The organism is Aurantiacibacter spongiae (genome assembly GCF_003815535.1).
GTDB lineage: Bacteria > Pseudomonadota > Alphaproteobacteria > Sphingomonadales > Sphingomonadaceae > Alteraurantiacibacter > Alteraurantiacibacter spongiae.
Genome location: NZ_RPFZ01000001.1, coordinates 1,449,763 through 1,467,557, shown reverse-complemented (window position 1 = coordinate 1,467,557; position 17,795 = coordinate 1,449,763). Strand labels below are relative to the sequence as shown.

25 protein-coding genes are annotated in these 17,795 nt (G+C 66.0%); 12 read left to right on the top strand and 13 right to left on the bottom strand.

Features of this window, described 5'->3' with window-relative positions; all coding sequences use genetic code 11:
• Positions 1-108 precede the first annotated feature (108 nt).
• Genes EG799_RS07150 through EG799_RS07135 form a run of 4 tightly spaced genes read left to right on the top strand, consistent with a single transcriptional unit; the run spans position 109 to position 3,223 of the window.
• A complete protein-coding gene (locus tag EG799_RS07150) occupies positions 109-729 on the top strand; it encodes a protein-L-isoaspartate O-methyltransferase family protein (protein ID WP_234029064.1) in 621 nt (206 codons plus the stop codon).
• Between the two features lie 2 nt (positions 730-731).
• The gene (locus EG799_RS07145; protein ID WP_123879836.1) at positions 732-2,267 is read left to right on the top strand and encodes a TolC family outer membrane protein; all 1,536 of its coding nucleotides are present in this window, start codon (positions 732-734) and stop codon (positions 2,265-2,267) included.
• A complete protein-coding gene (locus tag EG799_RS07140; RefSeq protein WP_123879834.1) occupies positions 2,268-2,846 on the top strand; it encodes a DUF2497 domain-containing protein in 579 nt (192 codons plus the stop codon).
• Positions 2,847-2,848: 2 nt separating this feature from the next.
• Entirely contained in the window at positions 2,849-3,223 is a 375-nt protein-coding gene (locus tag EG799_RS07135) for a (2Fe-2S) ferredoxin domain-containing protein (RefSeq protein ID WP_123882926.1), read from the top strand.
• Here EG799_RS07135 and EG799_RS07130 read toward each other — a convergent pair.
• On the bottom strand, positions 3,196-3,531 hold the full coding sequence (locus EG799_RS07130; protein ID WP_123879832.1) for a hypothetical protein: 336 nt from the start codon (positions 3,529-3,531) through the stop codon (positions 3,196-3,198). The genes EG799_RS07135 and EG799_RS07130 overlap by 28 nt on opposite strands.
• Positions 3,532-3,642: 111 nt before the next feature.
• On the opposite strand from EG799_RS07130, the gene EG799_RS07125 reads away from it, so the two are divergent.
• From EG799_RS07125 to xth, 3 genes are read left to right on the top strand one after another with little or no spacing between them, the layout of a single operon-like run.
• On the top strand, positions 3,643-4,074 hold the full coding sequence (locus EG799_RS07125) for a CBS domain-containing protein (RefSeq protein WP_123879830.1): 432 nt from the start codon (positions 3,643-3,645) through the stop codon (positions 4,072-4,074).
• Positions 4,075-4,106: 32 nt separating this feature from the next.
• Positions 4,107-4,436, top strand: a complete 330-nt coding sequence (gene erpA / locus EG799_RS07120; protein WP_123879828.1) for an iron-sulfur cluster insertion protein ErpA — start codon at positions 4,107-4,109, stop codon at positions 4,434-4,436.
• Between the two features lie 19 nt (positions 4,437-4,455).
• Positions 4,456-5,229, top strand: a complete 774-nt coding sequence (gene xth / locus EG799_RS07115) for an exodeoxyribonuclease III (RefSeq protein ID WP_123879825.1) — start codon at positions 4,456-4,458, stop codon at positions 5,227-5,229.
• Between the two features lie 24 nt (positions 5,230-5,253).
• On the opposite strand, the gene EG799_RS07110 is transcribed toward xth, so the two are convergent.
• The 10 genes from EG799_RS07110 to EG799_RS07065 all read right to left on the bottom strand — a co-directional run bounded on the left by EG799_RS07110 (position 5,254) and on the right by EG799_RS07065 (position 11,729).
• On the bottom strand, positions 5,254-5,934 hold the full coding sequence (locus tag EG799_RS07110) for a cell wall hydrolase (protein WP_234029063.1): 681 nt from the start codon (positions 5,932-5,934) through the stop codon (positions 5,254-5,256).
• Between the two features lie 209 nt (positions 5,935-6,143).
• Complete coding sequence (locus EG799_RS07105) at positions 6,144-6,485, bottom strand: DUF1491 family protein (RefSeq protein ID WP_123879823.1); 342 nt, start codon at positions 6,483-6,485, stop codon at positions 6,144-6,146.
• 5 nt (positions 6,486-6,490) lie between these two features.
• The gene (locus EG799_RS07100; RefSeq protein ID WP_181950878.1) at positions 6,491-6,979 is read right to left on the bottom strand and encodes a PaaI family thioesterase; all 489 of its coding nucleotides are present in this window, start codon (positions 6,977-6,979) and stop codon (positions 6,491-6,493) included.
• Positions 6,954-7,415, bottom strand: a complete 462-nt coding sequence (locus tag EG799_RS07095; protein WP_123879819.1) for a PTS sugar transporter subunit IIA — start codon at positions 7,413-7,415, stop codon at positions 6,954-6,956. Before EG799_RS07095 ends, EG799_RS07100 begins: the two co-directional genes overlap by 26 nt.
• A gap of 56 nt (positions 7,416-7,471) precedes the next feature.
• Entirely contained in the window at positions 7,472-8,041 is a 570-nt protein-coding gene (gene hpf, locus EG799_RS07090; protein WP_123879817.1) for a ribosome hibernation-promoting factor, HPF/YfiA family, read from the bottom strand.
• Positions 8,042-8,096: 55 nt separating this feature from the next.
• Positions 8,097-8,783 (bottom strand): DNA polymerase III subunit epsilon, encoded by a 687-nt coding sequence (gene dnaQ / locus EG799_RS07085; RefSeq protein WP_123879815.1) that lies wholly within the window; start codon positions 8,781-8,783, stop codon positions 8,097-8,099.
• 26 nt (positions 8,784-8,809) lie between these two features.
• A complete protein-coding gene (gene coaE, locus EG799_RS07080) occupies positions 8,810-9,412 on the bottom strand; it encodes a dephospho-CoA kinase (protein ID WP_123879813.1) in 603 nt (200 codons plus the stop codon).
• Positions 9,409-10,272, bottom strand: coding sequence for a shikimate dehydrogenase family protein (locus tag EG799_RS07075; RefSeq protein ID WP_123879811.1), 864 nt, complete (start codon positions 10,270-10,272; stop codon positions 9,409-9,411). Before EG799_RS07075 ends, coaE begins: the two co-directional genes overlap by 4 nt.
• A 10-nt stretch (positions 10,273-10,282) precedes the next feature.
• A complete protein-coding gene (locus tag EG799_RS07070) occupies positions 10,283-10,873 on the bottom strand; it encodes a Maf family protein (RefSeq protein WP_123879809.1) in 591 nt (196 codons plus the stop codon).
• Between the two features lie 10 nt (positions 10,874-10,883).
• A complete protein-coding gene (locus EG799_RS07065) occupies positions 10,884-11,729 on the bottom strand; it encodes a pyruvate, water dikinase regulatory protein (RefSeq protein ID WP_123879807.1) in 846 nt (281 codons plus the stop codon).
• Positions 11,730-12,027: 298 nt separating this feature from the next.
• Here EG799_RS07065 and hemE point away from each other — a divergent pair, with 298 nt between their 5' ends.
• The 3 genes from hemE to rho all read left to right on the top strand — a co-directional run bounded on the left by hemE (position 12,028) and on the right by rho (position 15,005).
• Positions 12,028-13,071, top strand: a complete 1,044-nt coding sequence (hemE, locus tag EG799_RS07060; protein WP_123879805.1) for a uroporphyrinogen decarboxylase — start codon at positions 12,028-12,030, stop codon at positions 13,069-13,071.
• Between the two features lie 57 nt (positions 13,072-13,128).
• A complete protein-coding gene (locus tag EG799_RS07055; protein ID WP_123879803.1) occupies positions 13,129-13,572 on the top strand; it encodes a CopD family protein in 444 nt (147 codons plus the stop codon).
• A gap of 176 nt (positions 13,573-13,748) precedes the next feature.
• The gene (gene rho / locus EG799_RS07050; RefSeq protein WP_123879801.1) at positions 13,749-15,005 is read left to right on the top strand and encodes a transcription termination factor Rho; all 1,257 of its coding nucleotides are present in this window, start codon (positions 13,749-13,751) and stop codon (positions 15,003-15,005) included.
• 44 nt (positions 15,006-15,049) lie between these two features.
• Here the strand turns inward: rho and EG799_RS07045 are convergent, their stop codons facing one another.
• Both EG799_RS07045 and EG799_RS07040 read right to left on the bottom strand, forming a co-directional pair.
• Positions 15,050-15,454 (bottom strand): nuclear transport factor 2 family protein, encoded by a 405-nt coding sequence (locus tag EG799_RS07045; RefSeq protein WP_123879799.1) that lies wholly within the window; start codon positions 15,452-15,454, stop codon positions 15,050-15,052.
• Positions 15,451-16,149: a dienelactone hydrolase family protein gene (locus tag EG799_RS07040; RefSeq protein ID WP_123879797.1), complete on the bottom strand. Its 699-nt coding sequence runs from the start codon at positions 16,147-16,149 to the stop codon at positions 15,451-15,453. Before EG799_RS07040 ends, EG799_RS07045 begins: the two co-directional genes overlap by 4 nt.
• Before the next feature lie 62 nt (positions 16,150-16,211).
• Between EG799_RS07040 and EG799_RS07035 the strand changes: the two genes are divergently transcribed.
• The gene (locus EG799_RS07035) at positions 16,212-16,475 is read left to right on the top strand and encodes a DUF6489 family protein (protein ID WP_181950877.1); all 264 of its coding nucleotides are present in this window, start codon (positions 16,212-16,214) and stop codon (positions 16,473-16,475) included.
• 13 nt (positions 16,476-16,488) lie between these two features.
• Positions 16,489-17,763, top strand: coding sequence for a tRNA uridine-5-carboxymethylaminomethyl(34) synthesis GTPase MnmE (gene mnmE / locus EG799_RS07030; RefSeq protein WP_123879793.1), 1,275 nt, complete (start codon positions 16,489-16,491; stop codon positions 17,761-17,763).
• The last annotated feature ends 32 nt before the right edge of the window (positions 17,764-17,795 follow it).

Sequence of the window (17,795 nt, the reverse complement as noted above, 5' to 3'; positions counted from 1 at the left end):
CGAGGCGCGCCATACGCTTGTCGGGCGCGGCGGGTCAAAGCCCTTGGCCTCGCCCGCCGCAACCCCTAAGGGTTTGACCGCCTGGCGCAGCCTACGAGAGTTCGAGACGTGACCACCCAGACCGTTCCCCAGTCGCCCGCAACCGATGCGCCGTCCTTCGACCGGGCGCGCCGGGCGATGATCGACAGCCAGCTGCGTACCAGCGGGATCAACGCGCATTTCGTTCTGCGCCGGATGCTGGCCGTGCCGCGCGAGGATTTCGTCCCCGCCCACGCACGCGGCGTCGCCTACATGGATCGCGGCATCCGGCTGGATAATGGCGGTTGGCTGCCCGCCCCCGTCGTGCAGGGCAAATTGCTGGAGGAAGCGCGCCCGAGCGGCGGGGAGCACGCCATCGTGATCGATGCAGGATCGGGCTACATGGCCGAACTGCTGCGCCCGCTGGTGGGCGAACTCACCGTGCTCTCGCCCGAGGAAGCCGTTACCGGCAGCGCTGGCGAGGGCGAAGCGCTGTTGCTGGTCATCGACGGGGCGGTCGAACATATCCCCGGCCCGCTCGCCGACAGGCTGGCCGAGGGCGCGCGCATCGCCACCGGCCTCGTGGAGAACGGCATTACCCGCATCGCCGTGGGTCGCAAGACGGCGGGCGGCGTGGCGCTGCTGCCGGTCTACGATACCGGCATTCCGCAACTGCATGCCTTCGACAGGCCGAAGACCTGGACCTTCTGAGAATGCGGACACGGTCGACGATCGCGGCCCTGATCGCCGCAGGCGGCCTGTTGTCGGTGCCCGCCCAGGCCGATACGCTGAAGGAAGCATTGCGGCAGGCCTATCTCGACAATCCCACGCTGGAGGCCGCCCGCGCCCAGCAACGCGCGACGGACGAGACCGTCGTCATCCAGCGCGCCGCCGGGCTACCCTCGCTCAACGCCGATAGCGGCTACACGGAATTCCTGCAGCAGCCGGGCAACAGCTTCATCTCGCCCGATCGCGCCGCGACGGCGAATCTCAGCCTCGGGGTGCCGCTCTACCAGGGGGGAGCGGTCAGGAACGGGGTTCGCGCCGCGCAAAACCGGGTCGAGGCAGGACGCGCGGACCTGCGGGGCACGGAAAGCGGCCTCTTCACGCAGGTCGTCGCCGCCTACATGGACGTCATCGCGAACGAGGCGCTGGTAGCGCTCTCGGCCAACAACGTGGACGTCCTCGGCGTCAATCTGGAAGCGACCAGCGATCGCTTCGAGGTCGGCTATCTGACCCGTACCGACGTCGCGCAATCGGAAAGCCGGCTGGCGCTCGCGCGCGGCGACCTGCGGAGCGCACAGGCGAACCTGCTTTCCGCGCGGGAAACCTATATCCAGCTTGTCGGCGAAGCACCGACCGATCTGCAACCGCCGCCGCCGCTTCCCAACCTGCCCGACAGCCCCGACCAGGCGGTCGATGTCGCTCTCGAGAACAACCCGGATCTGATCGCCGCGCGCGAACGGGCGCAGGCCGCCGATTTCGACATCGCCGTCGCCGGTGCGAACCGCCTGCCGCGCGTCGAGATCGTGGGCGGTCCGGGTTACACCAACTATCTCGGTTCGCTGGGCACCGTGCCCGGCTCGGGAACGGTGGCGGACCAGGATTCGACCAGTTTGCAGGCGGGCGTCCGGCTGACCGTGCCGCTGTTCCAGGGCGGGCGGCCCGCGGCGCAGCAGCGGCAGGCGCAGGCGCAGGCGCAGGCCGCGCTCGAACAGGTCATCGCCGCCGAGCGGGATGTGATCGCGCAGGTGCGCGCCGCCTATTCGAGCTGGCGCGCGGCGAACGCCATTATCGCGTCCAGCCAGTCCGCCGTCGATGCCGCCGCGCTCAGTCTCGAAGGCGTCAGGGCGGAAAACACCGTGGGGAACCGGACGGTGCTCGACATTCTCAACGCGCAGCAGGAACTGCTTCGGGCGCAGGTGGAACTCGTCACCGCGCGGCGCAACGCCTATGTCGCGGGCTTCTCGCTGCTCGCCGCCATGGGGAAGGCCGAAGCGCGCGACCTGGGGCTGGCGGACGAGGGCGTGCTCTACGATCCGATCGACAACTACCGGCGCGTTCGCGGCATCTACTGGGACTGGCAGCGCGATCCCGATCCGGTGACGCAAAGCTCGCGCACCGTTGACATCCCCGCCCCCGACGGTGACATTTCCGGCGACGCCCCGCTGGAAGAGTTCGACACGCAGATACTCGACTATTCCGACACGGCGCCCGGGGTCACACCTTCGGGATTGCAGGAGGATTGAATGCGGCAGGAAGGCGAACCCTCGGTCGAGGAAATCCTCGATTCCATCAAGAAGGTGATCCAGCGCGACAATCGCGAGGCGGCGCAGCGTGAGCGGCTGCGGCGGGAAACCGATGGAATGGACGCCGCGGATACGGATGGCGACGGCGCCGCGTCGCCCGAACCCGTCGATGCCGAGGAAGCCGACGAAATACTCGATCTGGGCGAGCTCGGCTCGCCGCTTACCGGCGATGACATCGCCTTTGCCGACACGGCGGACGACGCGGCCGGGGCAGACGAGGCCTATGTCCTGTCGGAGATGGACGACGGCGGGGCGGACGACGACGACGACCGCGAAGAGGAGCCGCTGACGACCGACCGCGCGGCCGAGGCGATGCGCCAGTCGCTCGCCGCGCTGGCGATGCTCGCCGATCCGCCCGCCAAGCCGCAGATCGTGCGTTCGGGCGAGACTTCGCTCGAAGGGCTGGTGCGGGAAATGCTGCGGCCGATGCTGGCGCAGTGGCTCGATGCCAACCTGCCCGAGATCGTCGAACGACAGGTGCGCGCCGAGATCGCCCGCATCGCCGGCAAGAAGCGCTGACGCTGGACGATTCGCGCAAATCCGTCGCCAGGGCCCGCCGGGCCTACGCCAAGATCGGCGCCGAGACGCTCGAGCGGCAGATCTTCCTCTGCGCGCTGCCGACAAAGCCGAAATGCTGCAAGCCGGAGGTCGGCGAACGGTCGTGGAAGTTCCTCAAGAAACGGCTCAAGGAGCTGGGCCTGGCCGGCCGCGGCGGGGTGCAGCGGACCAAGGCGGACTGCCTGCAGATCTGCGAGGCGGGTCCGGTCGCCGTCGTGTGGCCCGACAACGTCTGGTATCACTCCTGCACGCCGGACGTCCTCGAACGCATCATTCAGGAGCACCTGCTGGGCGGCGTGCCGGTCGCCGACTACCGCCTGCGTCCCCCGGCCCCATGATCCGGATCGCCATCGTCCTCCTCGTCCAGCCCGTCGAGCGAATTGTCGACGGACGCATCGTGCCCGGTGCCGCTGGACAGGAAGACCAGACCCATCAGGGCGCTCATCAGCAGCATGGAAAAACCGATGCCGAGCGCGGTGGCGATGAAGAAATGGGGCGAGACGTCGTCGACCCGCTTGTAGAGCACCGCCAGCGCCAGGATCACCACGCCCAGGGTAATACCCATCATCAGGCGCATGAGTCGCCGGTAGCGCGCCCAGGCGAAGGCGGCGTTTTCGGGATCGTCGAGGGGCGACTTGCGAACCATCGCATCCGCTGTGGCGGTTTTGGCGCGGTCTGACAACGCCGCCGCCCCGGTGGCGATTGGCGAGACTCGGCGAAACGTGGCATTATCGCGGGCCATCAGGAGGAGAGCGCCATGTCCATCGCCCAGATCATCGAAGGTCGCGAAGACCGCACCATCATTTCCTGCACGCCGCGCGATACCGTGGCGGTCGCGGCAAGCCTGCTCGCCGAAAAGCGCATCGGCGCGCTCCCCGTTCTCGACGGGAAGGGCGTAGCCGGCATCTTTTCCGAGCGCGACCTGCTTTACTGCGTGGCCAGGGAAGGGGCCGAGGTTCTCTCCCGCGCGGTGGGGGAGGTGATGACCAGCCCCGCCATCACCATCGACACGAAGGCCGACGCGCTCACCGCGCTGTCGCTCATGACGCGCCGGCGCATCCGTCACCTGCCGGTCTGCGACGGCGACAGGCTGATCGGCTTCGTGTCCATCGGCGATCTCGTGAAATATCGCATGGACCGCATCGAGCACGAGGCGGATCAGATGCGCGAATATATCCGCACGGCTTGAGGGCGCCGGTCCGGCACCCTACATCTGCGCACATGCCAGCACCCATCACCCTTACCGATGCCGCCGCGACCCGTGTCGGCGCGATCGCGGCGAAACAGGGCCGCGCGGCAATCCTGCGCCTGTCGGTGGAGGGCGGGGGCTGTTCCGGCTTCCAGTACAAGTTCGACCTCGACGATGCCGCCGCCGATGATGACAGCGTCAGCGAGACGGACGGGGTGAAGCTGGTGGTCGATCCCGTCAGCCTCGAACTCGTCGCCGGCAGCGTGGTCGATTTCGTCGAATCGCTCGGCGGGGCGGCGTTCCGCGTCGAGAATCCGAACGCCGCGGCCGGATGTGGCTGCGGCTCCAGCTTCGGCATCTGATCCGGCGGCGGGGGCACGCATGAAAATCGCCAGCTTCAACATCAACGGCGTCAAGGCGCGCCTGCCGCGCCTCATCGAATGGCTCGAGGAAACGCGCCCCGCCGTCGCCTGTCTGCAGGAAATCAAGAGCCCGGACGAGAACTTCCCGGCCGGGGACTTCGAGAAGATCGGCTACCACGCCATCTGGCACGGGCAGAAGAGCTTCAACGGCGTCGCGATCCTGACCGACGGAGAGGCTGTCGAAGACCATACGAAGGGCCTGCCCGGCGACCCCGGGGATGACCAGTCGCGCTTTATCGAGTGCGACTATCGCGGCGTGCACATCGCCAATCTCTATCTGCCCAACGGCAATCCGCAGCCCGGCCCGAAATTCGACTACAAGCTGGCCTGGATGGAACGGCTGCGTACGCGGATGCGCGAACTGCTGGCAAGCGAGAAGCCGACCGTCGTCCTCGGTGATTTCAACGTCATACCGCACGACCGCGATGTCTGGTCGGTGCAGCGCATGGCCGACGATGCGCTCATGCAGCCGGCATCGCGCGATGCCTATTTCCGCCTTCTCAACGATGGCTGGACCGACGCCATCGACACGCTCAATCCGCGCGGCGGGGTGTGGACCTTCTGGGACTACCAGGCCGGCGCATGGCAACGTGACCACGGCTTTCGCATCGACCACCTGCTGCTTTCCCCCGCCGCCGCCGACCGCATGGTGGCGGCCGGCGTCGACAAGGAATACAGGGGCCGCGAGAAGGCCAGCGACCATGCGCCGGTGTGGGTCGAGCTCAAGGACTGACCCGGCGGCGGACGCCTCCGCGCCTCAGCGGTAGAAGATATGGCTGTCGATGGTGGCGCGCGCGGTCAGCCTGCCGGCCCAGCGCGGGCGTATGCGGGTGGCGTGGAAATAGAGCGCGTCGTCCGCTTCGCTGTCCCACAGATCGCGATCGGCAATGCGGGCGATCGCCTTGGCCCGGCGCCAGGCGGCCGTGCCGCGATTGGGCGCCGGGATATGGCCGCCGCGAACGAAGCTGAACTGCGCGCGCTGCGTGATGACCGAGCAGTAATCGTCGGGAAAGCGCGAACTGTCCGCCCGGTTGACGATAACCCGCGCCACGGCGAGTTGCCCGTCGAGCGGTTCGCCGCGAGCTTCGAAGTAGACGGCCTGCGCCAGGCACATGACTTCGCGCGGCAGTTCGGCGGACCCATCCATCTGCCCGACCAGTTCGCGCAGCGAAGCCGCCTCGGTGTCGGCATGCTCGGTCGGTTCGATTACGACCGGCTGCGGAGGAACCTCCTGCACCACCTCGCCCTGCACGAAACGGATTTCCGGCTGCTCGGCACCGGATGTCGTCTCGATTTCGGTCTGCAGCACTTCGAGCCGGACCGGCTCACCCTGCCCGGCGGGCTGGGGTATGCCTTCGGCGCCGGCGGCGCCATAGGCATGGGCAAAGAGCATTGAGGCGAGGACACCGGCCCCCACCCGCTTGAGAGAAAATTTCATCGATCCCGTTACTCACGGCGGTGAGGCGACGAGACAGGTCTGCGATGGACGAAGGGGCCGACCCAAATCCCATTTGGCCCGATGTCCGGCATGATCGACCTGCCGCCTCCTCCCCGGCTGCGCGCCGATGCCTGCCGCCGTATTGCGGCATCGCACCAACCTACGCTTTCGAGTGAAGTGGGGCGGAAATAGGGCAGATGGTTACGGAGTCAACCATCGCCCGGTTCGAGGCCGATGAACCGTTCCGGATTCGCGGCATCCAGTTCGACGATCCAGAGGTCGCTGTCCTGCCGCCTGCGTCGGTCCACATAATCGGAGAATTCAGACGGGTTTTCAGTATCTTGTGCGCGAGACAGGGTCCAGCGACGCGTACCGTCGAGCTGCGGCATCCGCTCGTAGGCGCGGGTGTTCGTGCCCTTTTCGCAACACAGGACCAGCAATGTCCCGGCGGTCGGTTCGCCCTTCTGCACGACCATCCCGAAGCCGCCCGCCGCCTGCACCGCGCGAAGCAGTCCGGCCACTTCCACATGCGCGGGCAGGCGGTCGTCCATGCCCGTCACGCGCTTTCCGAATAACCCGGCAGGCCCGAAAGCGGAATGTGCGAGCGCATGAAGGTGCCGGTGCCGCGACCGATCTCGTCGCCTTCCTCGTCACGCAGATGGGCCTCTGCCACGAACACCCGGCGACGGCCGCTGACCCAGCTCCCCTCCGCGATCACCCGGCCGGCCTTCAGCGGCTTGGTAAAGTGCAGGTTGAACCCCGTCGTCAGCAGGAACCGGTCCGATACGAGCGAATTGGCGGCGTAGAAGGCCGCGTCGTCGAGCATCTTGAAGTAGAGCGTGCCGTGCGTCGCGCCGGCGGCGTGAAAGTAATCCGGCGACGTTGCGAAGGTGATCCGGGACCGGCCCGCTCCGGTGATTTCCAGCGCCGAGGGAAAGCGCAAGTTCACCGGCGCGGCGGCATAAAGGCGTTCGAGCGCGCGGAAATGCGCCGCTTCCCCGGCCATCGCCGGCGCCGCATCAGGCCGCGTCACGATCCCTCGCATTCGTCAGCAGCCCGTAGATCGCGTCGGCGTGCGGGGCGTCGATCAGCGCATCGTGAACGCTTTCGTTGCGGACGAGGCGGGAGATCGCAGCGAGGGCATGAAGATGGGCAGCGCCCGCATTATCGGGCGACAGGAGACCGAAAACGAGAGTGACCGGCAGCCCGTCGGCGGCGTCGAACGCCACCGGTCGACGCAGGCGCAACAGCGCAGCGAGCGGACGCTCGATATCGGGCAGGCGCGCGTGCGGTATGGCAACACCGCGCCCGAACCCGGTGCTGCCCAGCGCCTCGCGCTCCTGCAACCGTTCGCGCACGCATCCGGCATCGAGTGACCAGGCGCGGGCGAACAGATCGCTCAGGCGGTTGAGGATGTCCTCCTTCGATTCGGCCCCCGCGATCGCGACGGCCTCCGGTTCCATGGTGAAGATGGCGTTCATCGCTCATGCCCCTCCGGCCCGCCGGCCGTCAGTTCGCGGCGGGCGGCCCGGTTCGTTCAGGACGGTTCGACCCAGCCGATCGAGCCGTCCTCGCGCCGATAGACCATGTTGTGTCGCCCGGTTCCGGCATTCTTGAAGAACAGCGCGTTGGTGTGACGAAGATCGAGCAGCATCACCGCGTCCGATACGCTCACATCGGGGACGTCGATGCGGGTTTCGGCGATGATCGGCGGCGAATCGTTGGCCGATTCCTCGTCACTGTCCTGATCTTCGGCGGCGAAGATGGTGTAGGCGGCCTCTTCCTCCTTCGCGGCGGCGGCGGTTTGCTCGTGCCGGTCCTTCAGCCGGCGCTTGTAGCGGCGCAGCTGCTTCTCGATCTTCTCCGCCGCCTGTTCGAACGCCTGGTGCGCATCGTGGGCGGAACCGTGGCTCTTCAGGATCAGTCCGTGATTGACGTGCAGCACGATATCGGCGGCAAAGCCGTTGGACGGCTCTTTTCCGAAGGTCACCGTGGAGGAAAGCGCGCGGTTGAAATGCTTGTCGACGATCGTTTCCAGACGCTCCGAGGCATGTTCCTGCAAGGCGGCGCCGGTATCGACCTGATGGCCGGATACGCGAATGTCCATGAGCGGTGACTCCTTGTTCAGCTGTTCGTTCTGCCCCCGATGTGGAGGTTAGACCCTAGGACGTCCAGAGCGCAGACTCGAACGTCCCGATAAAGGCCGCGTGCCGTGCCAGTTCCTCGGCGGTTGCGGCGTGCGGGCGGGGCGCGCGCCGCTCCCCGATGCGGGGAACGAAGCGGGTATCGCGGGCCCCGGTGGCACCGGGCGTATCTGCCGCGAGCGCGAGGCCGATCTGCCGCCCGCCGGTCAGCTCGACATACACCTGCGCCAGCAACTCGGCATCGAGCAGCGCCCCGTGCAGCACGCGGTGGCTGCGATCGATACCGTAGCGCGAACACAGGGCGTCGAGCGAGTGCTTGGCGCCCGGATGCCGCTTGCGCGCGAGCACCAGCGTATCGATCATCCGATCCAGCCCGACCTCGGGATGCCCGCAGAAGGCGAGTTCGAAATTGAGGAAGCCGAAATCGAACTGCGCGTTATGCGCGACCAGCGGCGAATCGCCGATGAAGTCGAGCAGATCGCGCACGCCGTCGCGGAAGAACGGCTTGTCGGCGAGAAAGGCCGTGGACAGCCCGTGGACCTTCTCCGCCTCCATCGGCATGTCGCGGTCGGGATTGAAATAGGCATGGAAGGTCCGCCCGGTCGCCACCCGGTTGACCATCTCTATGCAGCCGATCTCGACCATGCGATCGCCGGTCTTCGGATCGAGGCCGGTCGTTTCGGTATCGAAGATGATCTCGCGCATGAGGGCGGTCTAAAGCGGAAAAGACCTCATGCGCGCAAGCCGTCCGCCAGCTTGTCCACCAGAGCGCGGACCTGCGCCCGCGTCCGGTCGAGCGTGGTGCCGGTGTCGATCACGTGGTCGGCCCGCGCGCGCTTGTCGGCATCGGGCACCTGCAAGGCGAGGATGTCCGCGAACTTCGTCCCGGTCATGCCGGGCCGGGCGAGAACCCGGTCGCGCTGCACCTCGAAGGGAGCGGATACGACCGCCACGGCATCGACCCGCTCCGCACCCCCCTTTTCGAACAGGAGGGGAATGTCGAACACCACGAGCGGGGCATCCGCGTGCCGGGCGAGGAAATCCATGCGCGCATTCGCCACGGCGGGATGGACGATGTCTTCCAGCCGGGCAAGGGCATCGCGATCCGCGAAGACCAGGGCGCCGAGCGCCTCTCGCCGAACGCCCCCGGGGCCGGTGCTGCCGGGAAAGGCCGCCTCGATCGCGGGGACGAGGGCGCCGTCCGGACCCTGCATTTTCCGCACCTCGGCATCGGCATCGAAGACCGGCACCCCGAGATCGGCGAACATGCGTGCGACCGTGCTCTTGCCCATGCCGATCGACCCGGTGAGCCCGAGGATGAGCGGGCGCGTCACCGCGTCAGCAGCGCGCGCAACTCGGCGTCGCCGTCCTCGCGCGGCGGCGCGACGCCAAAAAACCTTTCGAACGCCGCCGCGGCCTGGCCGATCAGCATGGCGAGCCCGTCCACCGTCTGCGCTCCGCCCGCGCGCGCCCGGGCGAGGAAGGGCGTCTCGACCGGCGCGGTGACGATGTCGTAGAAGATGCTGCCGGGCGGTGCGTGGCTGAGGTGGAAGCGGAGTGGGGGGTACCCCGCCATTCCCAGCGGACTGGCGTTGACGAAGAGGTCGCAGCACCCCTCGCGCGAATCGAAGGGGAAGTCGGTGGCCTGCGCGAAATGGGCCAGCGGTGCGACGTGATGTTCCCCTTCCGGATCGATTTCGTCCAGGATCGCGCGCGCCTTGCCCGTATCGCGGCCGGCGAGAACGACGGTGAATCCGGCCTCCGCCAGTCCCGCGACCACCGCTCGCGCCGCGCCGCCGGTACCGATGACGCGGGCCATGCGGAAATAGTGCGTCTTCGCCAGTTCCTGCCGCAACGGCTCCAGAAAACCGGCGACGTCGGTATTGCTGCCGATGAGCGCGCCGTTGTGCCGGCGGGTGACGGTGTTCACCGCGCCGATCATTTCCGCGCCGATCTCCAGCCGTTCCAGGAGCGGCAGGATCGCCTGCTTCAGCGGCATGGTGACGTTGCATCCGCGCCAGTCGGGATCGACGCGTCGGCGGGCGAGATAGTCGGGAAGTTCGGCTTTTGTCACCAGCGCGCGTTCGTAGCGCGCATCGAGGCCGAGCCGTTCGATCCAGAAATTGTGGATGAGGGGCGACTTGGACTGGGCGATGGGATCGCCGATGACCTCGGCCCGCATCGCAGCGCTCATGCCGTGCGCCTCACGAGGGAAGGGCGTCCAGATCGCGCAGTGCGCCCAGCACGTCGAGGAGCGGCATGCCCAGAACGGTGAACTGATCGCCTTCGATCCGCTCGAACAGCTGCACGCCTGGCCCTTCCAGCCGGAACACCCCGACGCATTCGCCAACCGCGGGCCATTCCGCGTCGAGATAGGACGCGATGAAATCATCCGACAAGTCGCGCACCGTCAGGGTGGCCAGCGTACCGTGGCGCCATTCGATCACGCCGTCGCGGGCGATGGCGGCGGCGGAGTGGAGCTGCATGACCCGCCCCGAAAACTCGCGCAGGTGCTCGCTCGCTTCCTGCCTGCTGGCGGGTTTGTCGAACCGCCGGTCGCCCAGCACGACCAGCGAATCGCTGCCGAGCACGAGCCGGCCGGGGGCAGGGACGCCCAACGCCTTCGCCTCGGCCAGGGCCAGCGCGACCTGATCGGGGCGAGCGCCGTGCATGTCGGCCTCCAGCGCCCGCTCGTCCACATCGGCGGGCAAGCCCTCGAAATCCACGCCGGCCTGGCGCAGCATCGCCTGGCGTGAAGCCGATCTCGAGGCGAGAACGATCCGTTCGCTCAGCATGGCCCATCCCTCATATCGGCTTAGTCCCGACGCGCGGCGGCACGGCCCGCGCCTCGCGTTCCTGATAGAGCTTGATCACGGCGGCGGCGCTTTCCTCGATCGAGCGGCGGGTGACGTCGATCACCGGCCACCCGTTATCGGCGAACATCCGCCGCGCGAAGGCGATTTCGGTCTTCACCCGTTCCTGATCGACGTAGTCGGTTTCGGTCTTTTCGTTCAGCGACAGCAGCCGGTTGCGGCGGATCTGGATCAGTCGGTCGGGCGCGGTGGTGAGCCCGACGACCATCGGATGACGCAATTCGAACAGCGACGGTGGAGGGGGGCTTTCGACAACCAGCGGAATGTTCGCCACCTTGTATCCGCGATTGGCGAGGTAGATGCTGGTGGGTGTCTTGCTGGTGCGCGAGACGCCGGCGAGCACGATGTCGGCCTCCTCCCAGTTCTCCCAGCCGATACCGTCGTCGTGGGCAATGGTGAACTGGATCGCGTCGACGCGCGCGAAATAGGCATCGTCGAGGGCGTGCTGGCGACCGGGCCGGCCCTTCGCCTCCTGCTCCAGGCGTTCCTCCAGCGCCGCGGTCACGGCGTCGAGCGCGGCGACGTGCGGCAGGCCCAGCGACCGGCAGCGTTCTTCCAGCCGATCGCGGATTTCCTCGTTCACCAGCGTGTAGAGCACGAGGCCGGGATTGGCCTTGAACTCGTCGAAGATACGATCGAGATGCTGGCGCGAACGGACCATCGGCCAGAAATGGCGGTTGACCTCCGAGTGATCGAACTGCGCCAGCGCCGCTTTCGCGATCATTTCGAGCGTTTCGCCGGTGGAATCCGACAGGAGATGGAGGTGCAGGCGGGCCATGTGGACAGGCTTCGGCATAAACCACGGGAAAGACCTATGGACAAGCGGTCGAGTGAATTCGCTCCCCGCTACCGGCCATCCCGTCCCGTCGTTTGCGGACATGTCGGCAGCGATACGCACAGGCTGGGGATTGCGGGGACAGACTCCGTTTGACAGGGCGGTGACGGGAGTCGCAACGCGCTTCGGCCTGTTCACATCGGGAGAAATCGGGCAGGGGCGCGCTATCCCCGCTATCCACAGGACCAACAGAGTCCTGAATCCTATATAAATATCTAGATATTATTGATTGGACTCCTCGATGCCCGGTCTCCTGCTCGACACGCTGAACCGCAAGCCCGATGCCCTGAAGGCCCGGCGCCGACCCGTCTGGCTGATGCGGCAGGCCGGCCGTTATCTGCCCGAATACCGCGAATTGCGCGCCGAGAAGGGCGGGTTTCTGGAACTGGTCTACGATAGCGAGGCCGCGGCGGAAGTGACGCTGCAACCGATCCGGCGCTTCGGCTTCGACGGGGCGATCCTGTTTTCCGACATCCTGATCGTTCCGCACGCGCTGGGCCAGGATCTGTGGTTCGAGGCGGGCGAGGGGCCAAGACTCGCGCCGCCGCTCGCGACCGAGCTGGTCGACGGGGCCTGGCAGGGGCTTGAACGGGCCTTCCAGCATTTCGACCCTGTCTACCGTACCGTCGAGCTGACCAGGGCGCAGCTGGGCGAGGAGACGACCATGCTCGGTTTCGCCGGCTCCCCCTGGACGGTCGCGACCTACATGGTGGCGGGGCGCGGTTCGAAGGACCAGGGCGCGGCGCGCAGCCTCGCCTGGCGCGATCCGGAAGCCTTCGCCTCGTTGATCGAGGCGATCGAGCAGGCGACCGTCCAGTATCTCGTCGGCCAGATCGACGCAGGCGCCGAAGCGGTGCAGCTGTTCGACAGCTGGGCCGGATCGCTTTCGCCCGCCCAGTTCGAACGCTGGGTCATCGCGCCCAATGCGCGAATCGCGGCGGCGCTGCACGAACGGCGGCCCGGCGTGCCGGTTATGGGCTTTCCCAAGGGGGCGGGGGCAAAGCTGCCCGCCTATGCCCGCGAGACCGGTGTGGACGCCCTCTGCATCGACGAGACGACGCAGGCATCCTGGATACACCGCCAGATTGCGCCGGAGATGCCCGTACAGGGCAATCTCGACCCCATGCTGCTACTGGCGGGCGGACCGGAGCTGGAAGGGGCCGTACGCGGCATCCTGAGCGATTTTGCCGACCGGCCGCATATCTTCAACCTCGGCCACGGAATCGACAAGGAAACGCCGATCGCCCATGTCGAGCGACTGCTCGCCATCCTGCGCGGCCGATAGCGCTCGATGCGCAAATGTTCGTGACGAGCGCGTGCCGGATGCCTAGATAGCGGCCCGATGCAGGACTTTCTTCTCTCGATCTACCTGTGGCTGAAGGCTGGTCACATCATCTTCGTGATCTTCTGGATGGCGGGCCTGTTCATGCTGCCGCGGCTGTTCGTCTATCATCAGGAAGCGCCCGAGGGATCGGCGGAGGCGGCGGCCTATGTCGAGCGCGAGCGCAAGCTGCTGAAGATCATCCTGCTGCCCGCCATCATCGTGGTCTGGGTGCTGGGTATCGCCCTTGCCATCGCCATCGGGGCCTGGGACCAGACCTGGCTTCACGTCAAGCTGCTGTTCGTGCTGATCCTGTCGGGCTATCACGGCTACCTGTCCGCCTACGCGAAGAAGCTGGCGCGCGGAGAGCGGCCGCTGGCCGGCAGGACGCTGCGCCTGCTGAACGAGGTGCCGGGCATCGCCATCGCGATCATCGTCATTCTGGTGATCGTCAAGCCGTTCTGAACCGGCGGCGATTCCTGCCGTCGGCCCCCAAGCGCGATTGACCGCGCCGGCACTTCGCCATATTCGTAACGTACCTACCGGCCTTCAGGGCCATCGCTTTCACGTGGTGGCCGGGTTCGCTTTCCCCAAGCCCATACGACCCGCCGGCATTTCAAGATAATCGGAACTTCAACACCATGCATCTCAAAGAACTGAAAAAGCGCGCGCCGGCAGAGCTCGTCTCCATGGCCGAGGAACTGGGCGTCGAAGGCGCATCGACCATGCGCCGGCAGGATCTGATGTTCGCCATCCTCAAGGAGGTGGCGGATGACGGTGAGGAAATCCTCGGCATCGGCACGATCGAGGTCCTGTCGGACGGCTTCGGCTTCCTGCGTTCGCCCGAGGCGAATTATCTGGCCGGCCCGGACGATATCTATGTCTCCCCCAATCAGGTGAGGAAGTGGGGCCTGCGCACCGGCGACACCGTGGAAGGCGAGATCCGCGCCCCGCGCGACGGCGAGCGCTATTTCGCGCTGACCAAGCTCAAGCAGGTCAATTACGAAGATCCCGACGCGGTCCGCCACCGCACCAATTTCGACAATCTGACGCCGCTCTATCCGGACGAGCGTCTGCTGCTCGACACCAAGGATCCGACCGTGCGCGACAAGTCCGCGCGGGTCATCGATCTCATCAGCCCGCAGGGCAAGGGGCAGCGCGCGCTGATCGTCGCGCCGCCGCGGACCGGCAAGACGGTGCTGCTGCAGAACATCGCCAAGGCCATCACCGACAACCATCCGGAAGTATTCCTGCTGGTGCTTCTGGTCGACGAGCGGCCCGAGGAAGTCACCGACATGCAGCGTTCGGTGAACGGCGAGGTGATCTCCTCCACTTTCGACGAACCCGCCAGCCGGCACGTGCAGGTCGCCGAAATGGTGATCGAGAAGGCCAAGCGACTGGTCGAGCACAAGAAGGACGTGGTCATCCTGCTCGATTCGATCACGCGCCTCGGCCGCGCCTACAACACCGTCGTGCCGTCCTCGGGCAAGGTGCTGACGGGCGGCGTCGACGCCAATGCGCTGCAGCGGCCCAAGCGCTTCTTCGGCGCGGCGCGCAATATCGAGGAAGGCGGCTCGCTCTCGATCATCGCCACCGCGCTGATCGACACCGGCAGCCGCATGGACGAGGTGATCTTCGAGGAGTTCAAGGGCACGGGCAACTCCGAGATCGTGCTCGATCGCAAGGTCGCCGACAAGCGCATCTTCCCCGCGCTCGATGTCGGCAAGTCCGGCACGCGCAAGGAAGAACTGCTGGTGGAAAAGGAGCAGCTCTCGAAGATGTGGGTGCTCCGGCGCATCCTCATGCAGATGGGCACGGTCGATTCCATGGAATTCCTGCTCGACAAGATGAAGGATTCCAAGACCAACGAGGATTTCTTCGCGACGATGAACCAGTAAGGCGCAGGCGGGCGGCGGGCCAGCCGATCCGGCCTGCCGCCACGTCAGCCCCTGGCCATCTGAGCCATCATCTTCTCGCGAACCTTCTGCATGCCCTGGAGCGGTCGCAGGAAGACCTTGAAGTCATTGATATTTCCGGCCTCGTCGAAGCTGATGACGTCGATCCCGTTGACGAAGGTACCCTCGATCGTCAGCGTGAATTCCAGCATCGCCTCCCGCCCGTCGACGATCTCGCGAACGTAGCAAAAGTCGTAGGCCGAGAAGAGCTGCAACGCCGCACCGAGATACTGCATGACCAGGTCGCGCCCCTCCTGGGGCGTGTGCATCACGGGCGAGTGGAAGACCGCATCATCCGCGATCCGTTCGGCGAGGGCGCCGGGCGGTTCCTTTCCGCCGATGACGGCATGAAGCAGGCTGAGCGTATCGCGCTGGGCACCGCTGTCCGTCATCCCAGGTGCTTCTCGAAGAACTCCATCGTTCGCTTGTCCGCGAGCTGCGCGGCTTCCTCGTTCCGGCGTTTGCCGAATTCGGTGGCGAAGCCGTGGTCGAGCCCTTCGTAATCATGCAGCGTGACCTTGGGATGATCGTCCAGCCCTTCGTGCATGGCTTTCTGCGTTTCGCTGTCGACGAAGCCATCCTCGGTCGGGATATGGAGCATCAGCGGTTCCGCGATGGCATGCTTCTCGCGCAGAAGTTCATCCACCCCGACCGCGTAATATCCCACCGTCGCATCGGAATCGGTGCGCGCGGCCGTCATGTAGGCCAGTCGCCCGCCAAGGCAGTAGCCCACCGCGCCGACCTTGCCGGTCTTGCTCAGGTCGCGGGCGAACTTGATGGTCGCCTCGATATCGCGCACGCCGGCGTCCTGGTTGAACTTGCCCATCAGGTCCAGCGCCTTGTTGAATTCCGGTTCGATATCCGGATCGAGCTCGATGCCGCGCCCGAGCCGCCAGTAGAGGTCGGGAGCGAGCGCTACGTAGCCGTGTTCGGCGAGCCTGTCGCATTTGCGCCGGATGCCGGCGTTCACGCCGAAGATTTCCTGAATGACGACGATCGCGGCGCGCGGCTCGTCAGCGGGCCTTGCGATATAGGTGTCGAAACCGTCTTCGCCTGAAAGGGTGGAAATGCGGACTGTCTCGCTCATATACTGCTCTCTCCAGGACGGGGTCTGCCCGTTCTACGAAAGACGATGGAAAGGTGTTCCGCATGAAGATGCATATCGAGATCGATTGTTCGCCCGAAGAGGCGCGGCGCTTCATGGGATTGCCGGACGTGGAGAAGGCGAATGCCGTTTACGTCGATTCCATTGCGGCTGCGATGAAGGGCGTATCCAGTACGGAACAACTGGAGCAATATGCAAAACAACTCGCCCCCATGGGTCAGGTGGGACTGAAGATCTTTCAGAGTTTCGTCGAAGGGGCCAGCGGGAAAGGGGCGCCGCCGCCGGCCGAAGGGGACGACATCGCCTGATTTCGGTTTTCCGGTGACTACGATATTCGCGCTGTCCAGCGGTTCTCCTCCGGCGGGGATCGCGGTCATCCGCATCACCGGGCCGGATGCCTTCCGTGCGGTCGATGCGGTGGCCGGGCACCGGCCCGAACCCCGGATGGCGACCCTCACGAAATTCAAGGACGCGCACGGGAACCCTCTCGACACGGGATTGGTGATCCTCTTTCCCGGTCCCCACTCGGTAACGGGAGAGGACGTGGCGGAATTCCATTGCCACGGGGGTCGAGCGGTGATCGCGGCCATCGAAAGCGCTCTGGCAAAGGTGCCCAATTGCCGCCGCGCGGAAGCTGGCGAGTTCACTCGGCGAGCCTTCGCGAACGGGCAACTCGATCTCGCCGAGGCGGAGGGTCTGGCCGATCTCCTGTCCGCCGAAACGGAACTGCAACGCCGTTCGGCGCTCGCCATGGCCGGCGGTGCCCTGACGCGAGAGGTGGAGGACTGGCGCCGTCGCCTGCTCCAGCTGTCCGCACAGGTCGAGGCCGCGCTGGACTTCGACGAAGAAGACGAGGTCAGGCATCTGCCGGATGAATTCAAGAGGTCCGTCCAGGCGTTACTGGACGATATCCGCAACGTCCTGGATCAGCCGCGTGCCGAGCTGCTCCGGGAAGGATACCGGATCGCGCTCGCTGGTCCGCCGAATGTTGGAAAATCCACTCTTTTCAACGCACTGCTGGAAAGTGAGGCGGCGATTACATCCGACATCGCCGGGACTACGCGCGACGTTCTCGTGCGTAGCGTTGCGATGCGCGGAATACCGATGACCTTCGTCGACATGGCGGGCCTGAGGACATCGGGCACGGACGAGATCGAGAATATCGGGATCGTCCGCGCTCGCGAGGAAATGGAACGCGCCGACCTCGTCCTCTGGCTCGGGCCCGAGGGGGAAGGGCCGTTGGGTGCGTGGGAGGTCGACGCGCGAAGCGACGATCCGGGTCGGACGCCGAAAAAGCGTCCGGATAGCCGAGTTTCGGCGCGGACCGGCGACGGTATGAACGACCTGCGGCGAGCGATAATGGAAACGGCGCAAAACGCGATGCCTAACCCCGGGGCCATGGCGATCAACCGCCGGCAGGAACAGCGTTTGAACGAAGCCCACTCTGCTCTCGCAGGCGCCATCGGCATGGACGACCTGCTGCTCGTCGCGGAATCCCTGCGCGAAGCACGAATTGCTTTCGACGGGCTGATAGGCCGAACGTCGACCGAGGACGTACTCGACACCATTTTCGGTCGCTTCTGTATCGGCAAATGATGTTTCACGTGGAACACTGGTTTTGACCAACA

Excerpts from the sequence above, each read along its gene's own strand:
- EG799_RS07145 (WP_123879836.1), top strand. The coding sequence starts at position 732 with ATGCGGACACGGTCGACGATCGCGGCCCTGATCGCCGCAGGCGGCCTG.
- EG799_RS07140 (WP_123879834.1), top strand. The coding sequence starts at position 2,268 with ATGCGGCAGGAAGGCGAACCCTCGGTCGAGGAAATCCTCGATTCCATC.
- EG799_RS07130 (WP_123879832.1), bottom strand. The coding sequence starts at position 3,531 with ATGGTTCGCAAGTCGCCCCTCGACGATCCCGAAAACGCCGCCTTCGCC.
- EG799_RS07125 (WP_123879830.1), top strand. The coding sequence starts at position 3,643 with ATGTCCATCGCCCAGATCATCGAAGGTCGCGAAGACCGCACCATCATT.
- erpA (WP_123879828.1), top strand. The coding sequence starts at position 4,107 with ATGCCAGCACCCATCACCCTTACCGATGCCGCCGCGACCCGTGTCGGC.
- xth (WP_123879825.1), top strand. The coding sequence starts at position 4,456 with ATGAAAATCGCCAGCTTCAACATCAACGGCGTCAAGGCGCGCCTGCCG.
- EG799_RS07110 (WP_234029063.1), bottom strand. The coding sequence starts at position 5,934 with ATGAAATTTTCTCTCAAGCGGGTGGGGGCCGGTGTCCTCGCCTCAATG.
- EG799_RS07105 (WP_123879823.1), bottom strand. The coding sequence starts at position 6,485 with ATGGACGACCGCCTGCCCGCGCATGTGGAAGTGGCCGGACTGCTTCGC.
- EG799_RS07100 (WP_181950878.1), bottom strand. The coding sequence starts at position 6,979 with ATGCGAGGGATCGTGACGCGGCCTGATGCGGCGCCGGCGATGGCCGGG.
- EG799_RS07095 (WP_123879819.1), bottom strand. The coding sequence starts at position 7,415 with ATGAACGCCATCTTCACCATGGAACCGGAGGCCGTCGCGATCGCGGGG.
- hpf (WP_123879817.1), bottom strand. The coding sequence starts at position 8,041 with ATGGACATTCGCGTATCCGGCCATCAGGTCGATACCGGCGCCGCCTTG.
- dnaQ (WP_123879815.1), bottom strand. The coding sequence starts at position 8,783 with ATGCGCGAGATCATCTTCGATACCGAAACGACCGGCCTCGATCCGAAG.
- EG799_RS07075 (WP_123879811.1), bottom strand. The coding sequence starts at position 10,272 with ATGAGCGCTGCGATGCGGGCCGAGGTCATCGGCGATCCCATCGCCCAG.
- EG799_RS07070 (WP_123879809.1), bottom strand. The coding sequence starts at position 10,873 with ATGCTGAGCGAACGGATCGTTCTCGCCTCGAGATCGGCTTCACGCCAG.
- EG799_RS07065 (WP_123879807.1), bottom strand. The coding sequence starts at position 11,729 with ATGGCCCGCCTGCACCTCCATCTCCTGTCGGATTCCACCGGCGAAACG.
- hemE (WP_123879805.1), top strand. The coding sequence starts at position 12,028 with ATGCCCGGTCTCCTGCTCGACACGCTGAACCGCAAGCCCGATGCCCTG.
- EG799_RS07055 (WP_123879803.1), top strand. The coding sequence starts at position 13,129 with ATGCAGGACTTTCTTCTCTCGATCTACCTGTGGCTGAAGGCTGGTCAC.
- rho (WP_123879801.1), top strand. The coding sequence starts at position 13,749 with ATGCATCTCAAAGAACTGAAAAAGCGCGCGCCGGCAGAGCTCGTCTCC.
- EG799_RS07045 (WP_123879799.1), bottom strand. The coding sequence starts at position 15,454 with ATGACGGACAGCGGTGCCCAGCGCGATACGCTCAGCCTGCTTCATGCC.
- EG799_RS07040 (WP_123879797.1), bottom strand. The coding sequence starts at position 16,149 with ATGAGCGAGACAGTCCGCATTTCCACCCTTTCAGGCGAAGACGGTTTC.
- EG799_RS07035 (WP_181950877.1), top strand. The coding sequence starts at position 16,212 with ATGAAGATGCATATCGAGATCGATTGTTCGCCCGAAGAGGCGCGGCGC.